Origin of the sequence: Sphingomonas sp. BE138 (genome assembly GCF_031456125.1) — a bacterium.
GTDB lineage: Bacteria > Pseudomonadota > Alphaproteobacteria > Sphingomonadales > Sphingomonadaceae > Sphingomonas.
In genome coordinates, this window is sequence record NZ_JAVDUC010000012.1 from 100,610 (window position 1) to 116,010 (window position 15,401).

The following is a 15,401-nucleotide window of genomic DNA, read 5'->3' on the forward strand; positions in this document are numbered from 1 at the left end:
CTCCCAACCCTCTCCCCGCCGGGGAGAGGGCTAAGAACAACAAGTTACAGCGTGCGTTCGCGCAGCTCGACCTCGAAGGTTTCAAGATAGTCGCCGGCACGGATGTCGGTGAAGTTCTGCGTGAAGGTCACGCCGCACTCCAGCCCCGCACGTACCTCGGCGACATCGTCCTTGAAGCGACGCAGCGACGCGATCTCGCCGTTGTAGATGATGACGTCGTTGCGCGTGATGCGCGCCTTGAGCGCCTTGCGGATGACACCGTCGGTGACCAGCAGACCCGCGGCCTTACCGTGCTTGCCCGCCGAGAAGACCTCGCGGATTTCCGCACGACCGACGACGGTCTCGAACGCCTCCGGCCCGAGCTCGCCCGCCATGCCTGCGCGGATCTCGTCGATCAGGTCGTAGATGACGTCATAATATTTCAACGCCACCTTCTGCCGCTCGGCGATCTCGCGCGCCTTGGCATTGGCGCGGACATGGAAGCCGATGATCGGCGCGCCGCTGGCACCTGCCAGCGTCACGTCGCTCTCGGTGATCCCGCCGACGCCAGAGTGCAGCACGCGCGCGCGGATCAGATCCGTCGAGATCTTGTTGATCGACGCCACGATCGCCTCGACCGTACCCTGCGTATCGGCCTTGACGACCAGCGGATACTCGATCGCGGCATTCGCGCGCAGCGCCGAGAACATGTTCTCGAGGCTGGTCGGTGCCGACGTCGTGCGCTTCTGGAGCAGCACGCTCTGGCGATACTCGGCGACCTCGCGCGCCCGCTGCTCGTTCTCGACGACCTGCAACTGGTCGCCCGCCGACGGCGTGCCCGACAGACCCAGCACCTCGACCGGCATCGACGGCCCCGCCTGCTTGAGCTGGCGACCCTTGTCGTCGACCAGCGCACGGACCTTGCCGCTTTCCGCGCCGACGACGAACACGTCGCCGACCTTCAGCGTGCCGCGTGTCACCAGCACGGTCGCGACCGGGCCGCGTCCCTTGTCGAGCTTGGCCTCGATCACGCTGCCCTCGGCGGCGCGATCGGGGTTCGCCTTCAGGTCGAGCAGTTCGGCCTGAAGCTGGATCTTCTCGATCAGCTCGTCCAGCCCGGTCTTCTTCAGCGCGGACACCTCGACGTCCTGCGTCTCGCCGCCCATCATCTCGACCTGGATGTCGTGCTCGAGCAGGCGCTCGCGGACCCGCTGCGGGTTCGCGTCGTGCTTGTCGACCTTGTTGATCGCCACGATCATCGGCTTGCCCGACGCCTTGGTGTGGTTGATCGCCTCGATCGTCTGCGGCATCAGCCCGTCGTCGGCGGCAACCACCAGCACGACGATGTCGGTCACGTCGGCGCCGCGCGCGCGCATCGCGGTGAACGCTTCGTGGCCCGGCGTGTCGAGGAAGGTGATCTTCGACTTGTCCTTCAGCGTGACCTGATAGGCGCCGATATGCTGGGTGATGCCACCGGCCTCGCCGCGCACCACGTCGGTGCCGCGCAGCGCGTCGAGCAGGCTGGTCTTGCCGTGGTCGACATGGCCCATGATCGTGACGACCGGCGGACGCGTGACCAGCGTCTCGGGCGCGTCCTCGGTGGTGTCGATCGCGAGGTCGACGTCCGAGTCCGACACGCGGACGATGTTATGGCCGAATTCGGTCACCAGCAGCTCGGCGGTGTCCTGGTCGATCGTCTGCGTCATCGTGACGGGCATGCCCATCTTGAACAGCGTCTTGACCAGATCGGCGCCGCGTTCCGCCATGCGGTTCGCGAGTTCCTGCACGGTGATCGCCTCGGGCACCTGCACGTCGCGGACCTGCTTGGCCTGCGGCTCGCGCGGGCCGCCGAAGCCACGCTTCTCCTTCTCGCGCGCACGCTTCAGCGCGGCGAGGCTGCGCGCGCGCGCGCCGTCTTCGTTGAGCGCGCGGTTGACGGTCAGCTTGCCGCCGCGACGCTCGTCACCCTTGCGGTCGCGCTGCTGCGGACGCGCCGGGGTGGCGTTGCGCGGGGTGGCCTGGCCGCTCGGCAGGCTGCGCGGCGCGCTGCTGCCACCGGCCGACGCGCTGGCGGTCGGCGCCGGAGCCGGCGTCGCCGCCGGCTTCGGTTCGGGCTTGGGCTGCGGCTTGGGAATCTCGGGCCGCGCGACCGGCGAGAAGCGGCGCGGCGCCGGCATCGACGGGTCGCGGCCGAGCTCGACGACCGGCGGCGGGGTTGGCGCGGCGGGGCGCGGCGCCGGGGCGGGCGTCGGTGCCGGGGCAACGGGCTTGGTCTCGGCGACCGGAGCGGGAGCGGGCGCGGGCGTCGGCGCAGGGGCAGGCGCCTCTGCAACCGGAGCAGGCGTCGGTTCCGGTGCCGGTTCCGGCGCCTTTACCTCGGCAACCGGTTCAGGTGCGGGGGTCGGAGCGGGTGCCGGCTCCGCGGCCTTGGCGGCAGCTTCCGCCTCGGCGCGCGCGCGCTCTTCGGCACGGCGACGTTCTTCGTCGGCTACACGCTGGCGCTCGGCGTCCTCGCGGCGCCGCGTTTCCTCCAGCGTGTGCATCCGATGGTCCTCGGCCTCGCGCAGCAGGCGGGCCTGACGCTCCTGCGGGGTCTCGTTCGAGGGCGCGGGACGGCGCGGCGCGGCGGCGACCGGCGCGGGCGCCGGTGTCGGAGCCGGGGCGGGAGCGGCGGGCGCCGCCGTCGTCTCGGGCGCAGCGCCCTGCGGACCGAGCACGCGGCGACGCTTCACCTCGACCACCACCGTATTGCTACGGCCGTGGCTGAAGCTCTGCTTCACCTTGCCGGTCTCGACCGTGCGCTTCAGCCCCAGCGGCTGGCGCATTCCGAGTTTCGGCTTGTCGTTGTCGGTCTCGCTCACTCAAATTCCTCGTGCAGTCTCACGGCCGGTGCGGTCGTCCCGGCGGTGCCGGGCGCCGATGCGCCTTGCGCGGCCGTAGCGCAAGGTGCGGAGTTCAGATCAGGGCCGATAAAGTGCAGCCAACGATCGAGCGCTTCGCTGAGTCGTTGTGCCGCAGCGCGGTCGATGACGCCGATGTGTACCACATTTTCGCGGCCCAGCGCCAACGACAATATGGGACGCGGCACCGGCAGTGCCAAGCCCCTGAGGTCGGATCCTTCGCGATCCGAGCCGACGCGCCACGCCTGCGCCAGCTTGCGCCGCCCGTCCTCCGACGCGTCGGCGGCATGGTAGAGCGCGTGGAGCTTGCCCCCGCGCGCCGCGGTTTCGATCCGCTCCGCGCCGGTCAGCACGGCGCCGCCGCGCGATTCGAGCCCCAGCCGGTCGAGCGCGTTGCGCTCCAGCGCGGTCGCGATCAGCGCCGGCAGGTCCGCGGGGATCGTGAACTCGGCGGTCTTGAACGCGCGGGCGAGCGCGCCGCGCAACTTGCCCTTGGCGATCGCCTCGTCGAGCGCGGCGCGCGTCACGCCGATCCACGCGCCGCGCCCGGGCGCCTTGGCGCGCACGTCGGGCAGCACCCGCCCGTCGGGGGCGAGCGCCAGCCGCACCAGCGCCGCGGGCGACGCGCGCTCGCGGGTGAGGATGCAGGAGCGTTCGGGAGTGCCGGTCAGCGCCTCATGGTCGGGGTTCCGCATGTGCGTCTCCCTTGGCAGCGGGAGCGTCGCGGTCGGCGATCAACTGACCGCCGGCGCCGTAGTTTTCGGCCGGCACTTCCTCGATCACGATCTGCACCGCGGCCGGGTTCTTGCCGAGCCGCGCGACCAGCGAGGCGGTGACGTCGGCGACGACCCCCGCCTTCTGCTCGCGCGTCGCCGCGCCCGCCAGTCGGATCGATACGAACGGCATCAGGCGTCCTGATCCTCCGCCGCCTGCTCGGCCGCCGGCTCGTCGTCGAACCAGTGCGCGCGCGCGGCCATGATGATCTCATTGCCCTGCTCGTCGGTCAGCCCGTACTCGCCCAGCACGCCGCCCTTGTTCTCCGGCCGATCGGTGCGGCGCGGCGCGTCGTCGTTGCGGCGGCGCGGCTCGGCGCGCTTCTTCTCGACCAACTCGTCGGTCGCCAGGTCGGCGAGATCGTCGAGCGTCTTGATTCCGGCCTTGCCGAGCGTGACCAGCATCGCCTCGGTCAGATACGGCAGCTCGGCCAGCGCATCCTCGACGCCCAGCGCCTGCCGCTCCTCGCGATTGGCCTGTTCGCGACGGTCGAGCGCTTCCTGCGCGCGGCTCTGCAATTCCTGCGCGAGATCCTCGTCGAAGCCCTCGATCGACGCCAGTTCGTCGAGTTCGACATAGGCGACCTCTTCCAGCGCGCCGAAGCCTTCGGCGACCAGCAGCTGCGCCAGCGTCTCGTCGACATCCAGCTCGTTCTGGAAGGTCTCGGAATTCTTGACGAACTCCTGCTGGCGCTTCTCGCTGGCGTCCGTCTCGGTCAGGATGTCGATCGCCTTGGCGGTCAGCTGCGAGGCGAGGCGCACGTTCTGGCCGCGACGCCCGATCGCCAGCGACAGCTGGTCGTCCGGCACCACGACTTCGATACGATCCTCTTCCTCGTCGATCACGACGCGCGCGACATTGGCCGGCTGGAGCGCGTTGACGACGAAGGTCGCGGTGTCGGGCGACCAGGGGATGATGTCGATCTTCTCGCCCTGCATCTCCTGCACGACCGCCTGCACGCGGCTGCCCTTCATGCCCACGCACGCGCCGACCGGATCGATCGACGAATCGTGGCTGATGACGCCGATCTTGGCGCGGCTGCCCGGATCGCGTGCGGCGGCCTTGATCTCGATGATGCCGTCGTAGATCTCGGGCACTTCCTGCGCGAACAGCTTCTTCATGAAGTCCGGGTGCGCGCGGCTCAGGAAGATCTGCGGTCCGCGGTTCTCGCGGACGACCTTCAGGATCAGGCTGCGGATGCGGTCGTTGACGCGCACCACTTCGCGCGGGATCTGCTGGTCGCGGCGGATGACACCCTCGGCGCGGCCCAGATCGACGACGATGTGGCCGAACTCGACACGCTTGACGACGCCGGTGATGATCTCTCCGGCGCGCTCCTTGAACTCTTCATACTGACGCTCGCGCTCGGCATCGCGGACCTTCTGGAAGATGGTCTGCTTGGCGGCCTGCGCCTGGATGCGACCGAACTCGATCGGGGGCAGCGGATCGACGAGATAGTCGCCGACGGTCGCGCCCGGCTGCAGCTTCTGCGCGCCGTTGACGTCGACCTGCTTGTAGATGTCGTCGACCAGCTCGACCACCTCGACGACGCGCCACAGCCGCAGGTCGCCGTTGTTGGGGTCCAGCTTCGCACGGATGTCCATTTCCTGGCCATAGCGCGTGCGCGCGGCGCGCTGGATCGCGTCCTCCATCGCCTCGATGACGATCGCCTTGTCGATCATCTTCTCCGAAGCGACCGAATTGGCGATCGCGATCAGCTCCGCACGGTTGGCGGTGACGCCGGTGGCCATCAATGGGTTTCCTCTTCTTGGTCTTCGTCGTCCGCGGACGTATCCTGGATTATCTCTTCGTCCGCGCCCTCCATCGAGAGCGGGACGGTGGCGTCGATCAGGCGATCGGTCAGCACCAGCTTGGCATCGGCGATCAGCGCGAACGGCACCCGCTCGACCACGCCGGTGCGCGGGTGGCGGATCGCGATGGTGCCGTCGGCATCGATCCCCTCGAGGTCGCCCTTGAACTGCTTCTGCCCGTCGACCGCCTCGGTGAGCACGATGCGCGCCTCGTGGCCCGCCCAGTCGATGAAGTCCTGCCGGCGGGTCAGCGGACGGTCGATGCCGGGCGACGACACTTCCAGACGGTACGCGCCCTCGATCGGGTCCTGTCCGGCCTCCTCCAGCGCGTCGAGCTTGTCGGAGATGCGGCGCGACAATTCGGCGCAATCGTCGATGTTCAGCTGCCGCGTGTCGGGCCGCTCGGCCATGATCTGCAGCGTGCGCTCGTCGCCCTTGCCGAACAGGCGGATACGCACCAGCGCAAAGCCGAGCGCGTCGGCCTCCGGTTCGATCAGCCGTACCAGGGGAGTGATGTCGTTCAAAAGCACCTACCGCACATGCGTTTCTTGCCGCCGCGGAGCAGGCCCCGCAGCCCCTTGCACCTCGCGATGTAAGAGAAAGCACGCGTCATATAGCGCCACCCGCCGACAGCCGCAAGCACCTGCCGGAGCACCGCGGGAACAATGCTGCGGGCGCGGATTTCAGGTTGGAGATAACATAAGTGCAGGAGTGTGGCGTGTTTCATCGAATTGCGTTCGTCGCCATCGCGCTGACCGCCGCGGCCGCCTGCAACGGCGAGGACGGTGCCGCGACGCAGCCCGTGGCCGACGCGCCGGTCGCGCCCGCGCCGAGCCCCAGCCCCACTCCTGGCGCAAGTCCGACTCCGTCTCCGTCACCGACCTTCCCGGCGGGTACGGCGGTGGCCGGGACGCCGTTCGCCAGCGCGGTCATCGCCGATTTCACCGCGCCCTGGGCGATGACCTTCCTGCCCGACCGGCGGATGCTGGTGACCGAGAAGGCGGGACAGCTTCTGCTGGTCGCCGCCGACGGATCGTCGCGGCGCACGATCGCGACGATCGACGTCGATGCCGCCGGACAGGGCGGGTTGATGGACGTGGTGCTCGCGCCCGATTTCGCGACGAGCAAGCGCGTCTATCTCAGCTATTCGGCGACCGGGGAGGGCGGCAAGGGCGTGGTGCTGGCGCGCGGCACCTTGTCGGGCAACGCCGGGGCCGAGCAGCTGACCGGCATCGAGACGCTGTATCGCGCATCGCCGCTGGTCACCGGCGACGGCCATTATTCCGGGCGGATCGCCTTTTCGCCGGACGGCCAGTATCTCTTCTTCACCAACGGGGACCGGCAGAAGTTCACGCCCGCGCAGGACAAGAGCGGCTCGCTCGGCAAGGTCCTGCGGCTGACCCCGGACGGCAAGGCGGCGGCGAATAACCCACTGGCGGCGCAGGGCTTCCTTCCCGAGGTCTGGAGCTACGGCCACCGCAACCTGCTTGGGCTGGCGTTCGATGCGCAGGGCAACCTTTGGGAGCAGGAGATGGGTCCCAAGGGCGGGGACGAGGTCAATCTGATCCTGCCGGGCCGCAACTACGGCTGGCCGAACGTGTCGAACGGTTCGAACTACGACGGCAGCGACATTCCCGATCATGCCCCCGGCGACGGTTACGAGGCCCCGAAAGTGTGGTGGAATCCGGTGATCTCGCCCGGTGGGCTGATGATCTATTCGGGCGACCTGTTCCCGCAATACAAGGGCGATGCGTTCATCGGCGGGCTGTCGTCGCAGTCGCTGGTCCGCGTCGACCTGAACGGCACCAACGCGAGCAAGGGCGACCAATGGTCGCTGGGCGCGCGCATCCGCGAGGTCGAACAGGGGCCGGACGGCGCGATCTGGGTGCTGGAGGATGGCGGCAGCTCGCCCGGCCGTCTGCGGCGGCTGACGCTCGCGTCTTGATATGGGTGATCTTCCCGGAGCGCCGCGGGGCTTGACGCTGCACTGCACAATCGCCAGCTAGGTAGTTCGCGAAACAAGCACAGAACCGGGGAATCCGCATGGCCACCGCCATCGCCGACGTGCGCACCGCGCCCGTCGGCCTGATCCATTTGTCGCTGGCCGTCGGCGGCTTGGCGATCGGAACGACCGAATTCGCGACGATGAGCCTGCTGCCCGACATGGCGCGCGACCTGGGCGTCGACGCGCCGACCGCCGGGCATGTCATCAGCGCCTATGCGCTGGGCGTGGTGGTGGGCGCGCCGACGCTGGCGGTGCTCGGCGCACGGATGGCGAGGCGGCACCTGCTGATCGCGTTGATGACCTTGTTCGCGATCGGCAACGGACTGTCGGCGCTGGCACCCAGCTACGGCTGGATGATGCTGTTCCGCTTCGTCGCGGGGTTGCCGCACGGCGCCTATTTCGGGATCGCGATGCTGGTCGCCGCATCGCTGGTCGATCAGGGGCGGCGGACGCAGGCGGTCGCGCGCGTCATGCTGGGGCTGACAGTCGCGACGATCGTCGGCGTGCCGCTCGCCAACTTCATGGGGCAGCTGCTCGGCTGGCGCTCGTGCTTCATCGTCGTCGCCGGCCTCGCCGCGCTGACCGCCGCGCTGGTCGCCTTCTTCGCGCCGCGCGACCGCGGCGATCCAGCGGCCAGCCCGCTGGGGGAGCTGCGAGCCCTGAAGCGCCCGCAAGTGTGGCTGACGCTCGGCATCGGCGCGATCGGGTTCGGCGGGCTGTTCGCGGTCTACACCTATCTGGCCGACACGATGGCGGCGGTGACGCACGTCGGTCCGCGGATGGTGCCGTTCGCGCTCGCCGCGTTCGGCATCGGCATGACCGCGGGCAATCTGGTCGTGCCGAAATTCGCCGACCGCGCGCTACTGCCCACCGCCGCGCTGGTGCTCGTCTGGAGCATCGTCGCGCTGCTGCTCTGGCCGTTCGCCGCGCGGCATTTCGCGACCGTGCTGGTCGCGATGGTCGCGATCGGGATCGGCGGTTCGCTGGGCACCGTTCTCCAGACACGGCTGATGGACGTTGCGGGCGATGCGCAGGCGCTGGCCGCGGCGCTGAACCATTCCGCGTTCAATACCGCCAATGCGCTGGGGCCGTGGCTGGGCGGGATGGCGATCGCCGCCGGCTGGGGCTGGACCTCGACCGGCCCGGTCGGCGCGGCGCTGGCGGTCGCCGGACTCGTCGTGCTGGCGGCGTCGTGGCTGGTGGAGCGACGCCGCCGCACCTGATCCTGCCTACATCACGATGCCCGGCTTCGCCTCCGCGATCGCCGCCAGCACCATCCGCTCCCACACCGCGACGTCGCCGGCCGCCGCCATCGCGGGGCTGGGCGCGCGCAACGTGTGGAGCACCGCGATCGCATCGTCGCGATGATCCTTCCACTGCGCATCGACCTGCGCGCTGGCCGATTCGACGGTGCCGTGGCCGTTGGCGCTCAGATGCTGCGCGGCGAGCACGCGCGCGATCCGTTCGACGACGGGCGAGGTGGCGGTGTCCATGGCGATCTCCTTGGCGTTCGTGCCGTGAACGTTTTGCCGGCGTGACGGCTCCAATCGCCGATTGACTCCGATCCCGGCTGGCGTAGAGGGCAGGGTAGTCGATGCCGCGCACAGGGGCATGGGCGGGCGCGGGAGAGCGCGGCCGGCCTTTCAGGTCACCAGCCGCCGCCGAAGGAGCAACCACCCCGGAATCTCTCAGGCAGCAGGGACCGCGCCGGCCGATCGACACTCTGGAAAGCGGCGGTGCGTCATCGCGCCTCGCCCACCGAAGGGGTAACTCGGCCATGTCCGAGGAAAGCTCTCAGGTTCCGTGACAGAGGGGGACTATCGGATCGCCACCGGGCCCGAGGGCTTCGTGCGACCGACCTCTTGCGACGGAAGACCGATGATGAGCGACGCCCCCGCCACGACCCATGATGACGATGGTTTCGAGCCGCTCGAAATCCTGACGCTCCCGCTGGACGCATGGCACCGTGCCAAGGGCGGCCGGATGGTCGAGTTCGCCGGCTATCACATGCCCGTCCAGTACGAGGGCATCATGGCCGAGCATCTGTGGACGCGCGAGAACGCCGGGCTGTTCGACGTCAGCCACATGGGCCAGCTGTCGATCACCGGCGACAATGTCGCGACCGCGCTGGAGGCGTTGATGCCCGCCGCAATCAGCGACGCGCCGCTGAACAAGGCGCGCTACTCGCTGCTGCTGAACGATGACGGCGGCGTGCTCGACGATCTGATGCTGACCCCGCAAGCGCCGGACCGCATCTACATGGTCGTCAACGGCGCGACCAAGTATGACGACGTCGCGCACATGATCGAGCATCTGCCCGACGACGTGACGCTCAACATGATGGAGGACCATGCGCTGCTGGCGGTGCAGGGGCCGAAGGCGGTCGCGGCGGTCGCACGGCTGGTGCCCGGCGTCGACGCGCTGACCTTCATGCAGGCGGGCGCGTTCGAATGGAACGGCCATGCGCTGTGGATCAGCCGCTCCGGCTATACCGGCGAGGACGGCGTCGAAATGTCGGTGCCGGCCGAGGCGGCCGAGGCGTTCGCCGACGCGCTGGTCGCGCAACCGGAGATCAAGCCGATCGGGCTGGGCGCGCGCGACTCGCTGCGGCTGGAGGCGGGGCTGCCGCTGTACGGCCACGACCTGGATCCCGGTACCACCCCCGTTCAGGCCGATCTCGGCTTCGCCTTGTTCAAGCGGCGGCGCGAGGCGGCCGACTTCCCCGGTGCCGCGCGCATCCTCGCCGAGCGGGAGAACGGTCCCACTACCAAGCGCGTGGGCCTGCTGGTCGACGGGCGTCAGCCGGTCCGCGAGGGCGCGGATGTCGTCGACGCCGCGGGCGCGGTGGTCGGACGCGTCACCAGCGGCGGGTTTGCCCCCAGCGTCGGCGCGCCGATCGCGATGGCCTATGTCCCGCTCGCCGATGCCGTGCCCGGCACCGTCGTCACCCTGTCGCAGCGTGGCAAGGCGCACCGCGCCACCGTCGCCGCGATGCCGTTCGTTCCCCACCGCTACTTCCGAGGAGTGAAGTAAAGATGAGCCGTTATTTCACCGAGGATCACGAGTGGATCGATGTCGATGGCGACACCGGCACGGTCGGCATCAGCGACTATGCGCAGAGCCAGTTGGGCGACATCGTGTTCGTCGAAGTGCCCGACGCGGGGCGTTCGCTCGGCAAGGGCGATGAGGCGGCGGTCGTCGAGAGCGTGAAGGCCGCATCGGACGTCTACTCGCCCGTCTCCGGGACCGTGCTGGAAGGCAATCCGGCGCTCGTCGACGAACCGGCGCTGGTGAACAGCGATCCGGAAGGCGAGGGCTGGTTCTTCAAGATCACGCTGTCGGACACGTCGGAACTCGACGCGCTGATGGACGAAACCGCCTACGCCGCCTTCGTCGCGAAGTTGTGACGTAACTAGCCCCCTCCCCGTCGGGGAGGGGGTTGGGGTGGGGTGCGTGCTCGTATGCGGCCAGCGCCGCGCGATGCCGATCCCTTACCCCAAGACGCAACCCCTCCCCCTACCCCTTCTCCGCAGGGGAGGGGGCCGGAGTAAACCATGCGCTACCTGCCCCTGACCCCCACCGACCGCCACGAGATGCTCGGCGTTATCGGCGCATCGTCGATCGACGATCTATTCGCCGACGTGCCCGAATCCGCCCGGCTCGACGGCCCGATCCGCGACCTGCCGCTGCACGCCAGCGAGCTGGCGGTCGAACGCCACATGGCCGCGCTCGCACGGCGGAACACCGTGGCGGGCGACGTGCCGTTCTTCCTGGGGGCGGGCGCCTACCGCCATCACGTGCCCGCCAGCGTCGATCACCTGATCCAGCGCGGCGAGTTCCTGACCGCCTATACGCCCTATCAGCCGGAGATCGCGCAGGGCACGCTCCAGATGCTGTTCGAGTTCCAGACGCAGGTCGCCGCCTTGCTCGGCACCGATGTCGCGAACGCGAGCATGTACGACGGCTCGACCGCCTGCTGGGAAGCGATCGGCATGGCGCGCCGCATCACCCGGCGCGGCAAGGCGATCCTCTCGGGCGGGCTGCACCCGCATTACGTGTCGGTCGCCAGGACGATGGCGACGTACACCGGCGACGTGCTCGACACCGCGTTGCCGGTGCTGGGCGCCGACACCGATCTCGACGCGCTGATCGCGAAGATCGACGACGATACGTCGTGCGTCGTCGTCCAGTATCCGGATATCCTCGGCCGCATCGCCGACCTGACCCCGCTGGCCGATGCGTGCCATGCGAAGAAGGCGCTGCTGATAGCGGTCGTGACCGAGCCGGTAGCGCTCGGCGCGCTGCGCTCGCCGGGCGAGATGGACGCCGATATCGTCGTCGGCGAGGGCCAGTCGCTGGGCGTCGGGCTCCAGTTCGGCGGGCCGTATGTCGGGCTGTTCGGCTGCAAGGAAAAGTACGTCCGCCAGATGCCGGGTCGCCTGTGCGGGCAGACGGTCGATGCGGACGGACGCCGCGGCTTCGTACTGACCTTGTCGACGCGTGAGCAGCATATCCGCCGCGAGAAGGCGACCAGCAACATCTGCACCAACTCCGGGCTGTGTGCGCTGGCCTTCTCGATCCACATGACCCTGCTGGGCGAGGCGGGGCTGCGGCGGCTGGCGGCGCTCAACCACGCCGGGGCGTGCCGCGCCGCGGACCGGCTGGCGCAGGTGCCGGGCGTCAAGGTCATCAACGACACCTTCTTCAACGAATTCACGCTCGACATCGGGCAGGAGGCGCGGCCGGTCGTGCGGGCGCTGGCCGACCAGGGCGTGCTGGCGGGCGTGTCGCTCGGGCGACTGTATCCGGGCGAGGACGCGCTGACGAACGGGCTGATCGTCGCGGTGACCGAAACCGCGACCGACGAGGATATCGAGGCGCTGGCGACCGCGCTTCAGGAGGCACTGGCATGAGCATCAACGCAAGCGGCTGGAAGCCGACCACGCCCGTCGCGGGCGTCAACACCGCCCCCACCTTCACCGGCAACAAGGCGCTGATGCTCGAGGAGCCGCTGATCTTCGAGATCGGCTCGACCGAGACGACCGGCGTCGACTTTGCCGACGCTCCCTCTCCCCTGTGGGGAGAGGGCCGGGGTGAAGGGGCGGTGTCTCACCGAGAGGGCGGTCTCGGTGAGACCTCGGCCCCTCACCCAACCCTCTCCCCGGGGGGGAGAGGGCTAGGGGGATTGGCACGCACCACTCCGATCGGGCTTCCCGGCCTGTCGGAGCAGGAGACGGTGCGCCACTACACCCGCCTCAGCCGACAGAATTACGCGATCGACCTCGGGCTGTTCCCGCTCGGTTCGTGCACGATGAAGCACAATCCGCGCCTGAACGAGAAGGTCGCGCGGATGCCGGGCTTCGCCGACGTCCACCCGCTCCAGCCGGTCGATACCGTGCAGGGCGCACTGGGGGTCATCCACCAGCTCGCGCACTGGCTGGTCACGCTGACCGGCATGCACTCGGTCGCGATGAGCCCCAAGGCGGGCGCGCATGGCGAGCTGTGCGGCATCCTCGCGATCAAGGCGGCGCTGGAGAAGCGCGGTGAGGGTCACCGCAAGGTCGTGCTGGTGCCCGAGAGTGCGCACGGCACCAACCCGGCGACCGCGGCCTTCGCAGGCTTCACGGTCGAGGACATTCCCGCCACGCCGGACGGTCGCGTCGACACCGCGGCGTTGACGGCGCGGCTCGGGCCGGACGTCGCGGGCGTGATGATCACCAACCCGAACACCTGCGGGCTGTTCGAGCGCGACCTGAAGGCGATCTCCGACGCGGTGCATGCCGCGGGCGGCTACGTCTATTGCGATGGCGCGAACTTCAACGCGATCGTCGGGCGCGTGCGGCCGGGCGACCTCGGCGTCGACGCGATGCACATCAATTTGCACAAGACCTTCTCGACCCCGCACGGCGGCGGCGGGCCGGGGTCGGGGCCGGTGGTGTTCTCGGAAGCGCTGACCCCGTTCGCGCCGCTTCCGTTCGTCGAGAAGGATGGCGACACGCTGCGGCTGGTCGAGGAGGAGAATGCCGGCGACCACCATGCCGACAGCTTCGGCCGCATGGTCGCCTTCCACGGCCAAATGGGCATGTTCACCCGCGCGCTGACCTACATCCTGAGCCACGGTGCGGACGGCCTGCGCCAGGTCGCCGAGGACGCGGTGCTCAACGCGAACTACGTGCTGCGCTCTCTGGAGGACGTGCTTGACGCGCCGTTCGCCGGCGCCGGGCCGTGCATGCACGAGGCGATCTTCTCGGATAAGGGCTTTGCGGCCGGCTTCTCGACGATCGACGCTGCCAAGGCACTGATCGACGAGGGTTTTCACCCGATGACCATGTACTTTCCGCTGGTCGTCCACGGTGCGATGCTGGTCGAGCCGACCGAAACCGAGAGCCGCGCCGCGCTGGATCAGTTCATCGGCGCGCTGCGTTCGGTGGCGGAGCGCGCGAAGGCGGGCGACCCGTCGCTCAAGACCGCGCCGCACTTCGCCCCGCGCGCGCGCCTCGACGAGACGCTGGCGGCGCGCAAGCCGGTACTGACGTGGAAGCCGCCGGTCGTACAGGCCGAAGCGGCGGAGTAACGCTCACCCCTCATTTGCCCTGTCACCCCGGCGGAGGCCGGGGTCCAGTTCCCAACGGTCATGGCGGCGCGATGCGCGTCGTCATGTCGGCTTGCCCAACCGGACCCCGGCCTTCGCCGGGGTGACTGAGGGCCAGGAACCTAATCGGGTAGCGACAAGGCCGCCCCGCCGCTCAGTACCGGAGCATCGGGGGTGACGGGGGACGGTACGAGGCCACCGGCGCCCTTCGGCGGCGGCCGACGCCGCCGGCTTGGGGCCGGCTTCGCTTTCCGACGAGCTTTCGCCACCAGCCGAAGACTTTGGCGAAACACAGAAAGAGGATCTTCCATCGACAACCTCCCATGCTGGGACCGCCGTAAACATAGCATCTCAGCAATGAAGGTGCAGCATCAATCCTCCGGCGCGGCGGTCACCGTCTGCTGCTTGCCCAGCCGCTGTTCGCGCCAGACGATGAACAGCCCGCTGGCGATGATGATCGGCGCGCCCAGCCACGTCATTGCGCTGGGCAGCACCCCGAACAGCAGCCAGCCGTAGATCGTCGCCCAGATCAGCCCCGAATAGTCCATCGGCACCACCGTCGTCACCGGCGCCAGCTTTGCGGCACCCGTCAGCGCCAGCTGCCCGCATCCGCCGACCAGGCCGATCGCGGCGAGGTTCACCCACGTCAGCCAGTCGTGCGCCTGAAGGTGAAAGGCATAGGGCACCGCGATCAGCGGCAGCGTCAGCACCGAGAACCAGAACACCGTCGTCCCCGACGGCTCGTCGCGCAACTGCCGCAACAGGATCGCGACCAGCGCGACGAACAGCGCCGCCATCAACCCGACGAACGCGCCGAACAGCGGCACGTGCTCGCCGCCCCCGGGCTGCGCCACCACCAGCACCCCCGCAAACCCGACCAGCACCGCGCCCCAGCGCTGCACGCCCGTCCGCTCACCCAGCACCAGCGCGCCCAGGATTGTCGCGAAGATCGGCACCGTGAACTGGAACGTCGTCGCCTCGGCGAGCGGCAGCAGCAGCACCGCCCCGAAGGTAAACACCATGCCGACGACGCCGACCAGCGAGCGTGCCAGATGCCCCTTGATCCGGGTCGTGCGCAGCGACCCCAGCCCGCGCGTCGACGCCACGAACGCCAGCACCACCGGCAGCGCGCACGCCTGTCGCCAGAACATCGTCTCCGGCAGCGAGGCACCGCGCGTTTCCGCCAGCTTCACCAGCGCCGACATCGTCGACAGGAAGAAGATCGCCACGAGGCGCAGGGCGATGCCCTTCAGGACGCGGTCACCCGACATGGCTCGGCTCCCTAACCGCCGCACCGCAACAAAGGAACCCCGCGCGATCCCGCTTGGCGATCGGGCGCT

The 15,401-nt window shown here is 69.2% G+C and carries 13 protein-coding genes and 1 riboswitch; of the genes, 6 read left to right on the top strand and 7 right to left on the bottom strand.

Features of this window, described 5'->3' with window-relative positions; translation table 11 throughout:
• Positions 1 to 44 precede the first annotated feature (44 nt).
• Genes infB through rimP form a run of 5 tightly spaced genes read right to left on the bottom strand, consistent with a single transcriptional unit; the run spans position 45 to position 5,988 of the window.
• Complete coding sequence (gene infB / locus J2Y58_RS15060; protein WP_310104662.1) at positions 45 to 2,840, bottom strand: translation initiation factor IF-2; 2,796 nt, start codon at positions 2,838 to 2,840, stop codon at positions 45 to 47.
• A complete protein-coding gene (locus J2Y58_RS15065) occupies positions 2,837 to 3,574 on the bottom strand; it encodes a DUF448 domain-containing protein (RefSeq protein WP_310104665.1) in 738 nt (245 codons plus the stop codon). The genes infB and J2Y58_RS15065 overlap by 4 nt, the downstream gene beginning before the upstream one ends.
• Positions 3,555 to 3,785 (bottom strand): 4-oxalocrotonate tautomerase family protein, encoded by a 231-nt coding sequence (locus J2Y58_RS15070; protein ID WP_310104667.1) that lies wholly within the window; start codon positions 3,783 to 3,785, stop codon positions 3,555 to 3,557. Before J2Y58_RS15070 ends, J2Y58_RS15065 begins: the two co-directional genes overlap by 20 nt.
• Positions 3,785 to 5,404, bottom strand: coding sequence for a transcription termination factor NusA (gene nusA, locus J2Y58_RS15075; protein ID WP_310104670.1), 1,620 nt, complete (start codon positions 5,402 to 5,404; stop codon positions 3,785 to 3,787). The genes J2Y58_RS15070 and nusA overlap by 1 nt, the downstream gene beginning before the upstream one ends.
• The gene (gene rimP, locus J2Y58_RS15080; protein ID WP_310104738.1) at positions 5,404 to 5,988 is read right to left on the bottom strand and encodes a ribosome maturation protein RimP; all 585 of its coding nucleotides are present in this window, start codon (positions 5,986 to 5,988) and stop codon (positions 5,404 to 5,406) included. The genes nusA and rimP overlap by 1 nt, the downstream gene beginning before the upstream one ends.
• 194 nt (positions 5,989 to 6,182) lie before the next feature.
• Between rimP and J2Y58_RS15085 the strand changes: the two genes are divergently transcribed.
• Positions 6,183 to 7,409: a PQQ-dependent sugar dehydrogenase gene (locus J2Y58_RS15085; protein WP_310104673.1), complete on the top strand. Its 1,227-nt coding sequence runs from the start codon at positions 6,183 to 6,185 to the stop codon at positions 7,407 to 7,409.
• A 98-nt stretch (positions 7,410 to 7,507) separates the two neighbouring features.
• Positions 7,508 to 8,692: an MFS transporter gene (locus tag J2Y58_RS15090; protein WP_310104675.1), complete on the top strand. Its 1,185-nt coding sequence runs from the start codon at positions 7,508 to 7,510 to the stop codon at positions 8,690 to 8,692.
• 6 nt (positions 8,693 to 8,698) lie between these two features.
• On the opposite strand, the gene J2Y58_RS15095 is transcribed toward J2Y58_RS15090, so the two are convergent.
• Positions 8,699 to 8,962 carry a hypothetical protein gene (locus tag J2Y58_RS15095; protein WP_310104678.1) on the bottom strand — a complete coding sequence of 88 codons (264 nt, stop codon included), beginning with the start codon at positions 8,960 to 8,962 and terminating at the stop codon, positions 8,699 to 8,701.
• A gap of 119 nt (positions 8,963 to 9,081) precedes the next feature.
• Positions 9,082 to 9,184, top strand: a riboswitch (glycine riboswitch).
• Positions 9,185 to 9,350: 166 nt separating this feature from the next.
• Here J2Y58_RS15095 and gcvT point away from each other — a divergent pair.
• The 4 genes from gcvT to gcvPB all read left to right on the top strand — a co-directional run bounded on the left by gcvT (position 9,351) and on the right by gcvPB (position 14,043).
• A complete protein-coding gene (gene gcvT / locus J2Y58_RS15100) occupies positions 9,351 to 10,502 on the top strand; it encodes a glycine cleavage system aminomethyltransferase GcvT (protein WP_310104682.1) in 1,152 nt (383 codons plus the stop codon).
• A gap of 2 nt (positions 10,503 to 10,504) precedes the next feature.
• Positions 10,505 to 10,876, top strand: a complete 372-nt coding sequence (gene gcvH, locus J2Y58_RS15105; RefSeq protein WP_310104684.1) for a glycine cleavage system protein GcvH — start codon at positions 10,505 to 10,507, stop codon at positions 10,874 to 10,876.
• Between the two features lie 147 nt (positions 10,877 to 11,023).
• Complete coding sequence (gene gcvPA / locus J2Y58_RS15110; RefSeq protein ID WP_310104687.1) at positions 11,024 to 12,382, top strand: aminomethyl-transferring glycine dehydrogenase subunit GcvPA; 1,359 nt, start codon at positions 11,024 to 11,026, stop codon at positions 12,380 to 12,382.
• On the top strand, positions 12,379 to 14,043 hold the full coding sequence (gene gcvPB, locus J2Y58_RS15115) for an aminomethyl-transferring glycine dehydrogenase subunit GcvPB (RefSeq protein ID WP_310104689.1): 1,665 nt from the start codon (positions 12,379 to 12,381) through the stop codon (positions 14,041 to 14,043). The genes gcvPA and gcvPB overlap by 4 nt, the downstream gene beginning before the upstream one ends.
• A 389-nt stretch (positions 14,044 to 14,432) precedes the next feature.
• On the opposite strand, the gene J2Y58_RS15120 is transcribed toward gcvPB, so the two are convergent.
• The gene (locus J2Y58_RS15120) at positions 14,433 to 15,332 is read right to left on the bottom strand and encodes a DMT family transporter (RefSeq protein ID WP_310104692.1); all 900 of its coding nucleotides are present in this window, start codon (positions 15,330 to 15,332) and stop codon (positions 14,433 to 14,435) included.
• Positions 15,333 to 15,401: the final 69 nt, after the last annotated feature.

Bases quoted from the DNA above. Each gene is read 5' to 3' on its own strand.
- J2Y58_RS15090 (WP_310104675.1), top strand. From the start codon at position 7,508: ATGGCCACCGCCATCGCCGACGTGCGCACCGCGCCCGTCGGCCTGATC.
- J2Y58_RS15120 (WP_310104692.1), bottom strand. From the start codon at position 15,332: ATGTCGGGTGACCGCGTCCTGAAGGGCATCGCCCTGCGCCTCGTGGCG.
- J2Y58_RS15095 (WP_310104678.1), bottom strand. From the start codon at position 8,962: ATGGACACCGCCACCTCGCCCGTCGTCGAACGGATCGCGCGCGTGCTC.
- gcvH (WP_310104684.1), top strand. From the start codon at position 10,505: ATGAGCCGTTATTTCACCGAGGATCACGAGTGGATCGATGTCGATGGC.
- J2Y58_RS15065 (WP_310104665.1), bottom strand. From the start codon at position 3,574: ATGCGGAACCCCGACCATGAGGCGCTGACCGGCACTCCCGAACGCTCC.
- gcvPB (WP_310104689.1), top strand. From the start codon at position 12,379: ATGAGCATCAACGCAAGCGGCTGGAAGCCGACCACGCCCGTCGCGGGC.
- gcvPA (WP_310104687.1), top strand. From the start codon at position 11,024: ATGCGCTACCTGCCCCTGACCCCCACCGACCGCCACGAGATGCTCGGC.
- J2Y58_RS15070 (WP_310104667.1), bottom strand. From the start codon at position 3,785: ATGCCGTTCGTATCGATCCGACTGGCGGGCGCGGCGACGCGCGAGCAG.
- gcvT (WP_310104682.1), top strand. From the start codon at position 9,351: ATGAGCGACGCCCCCGCCACGACCCATGATGACGATGGTTTCGAGCCG.
- nusA (WP_310104670.1), bottom strand. From the start codon at position 5,404: ATGGCCACCGGCGTCACCGCCAACCGTGCGGAGCTGATCGCGATCGCC.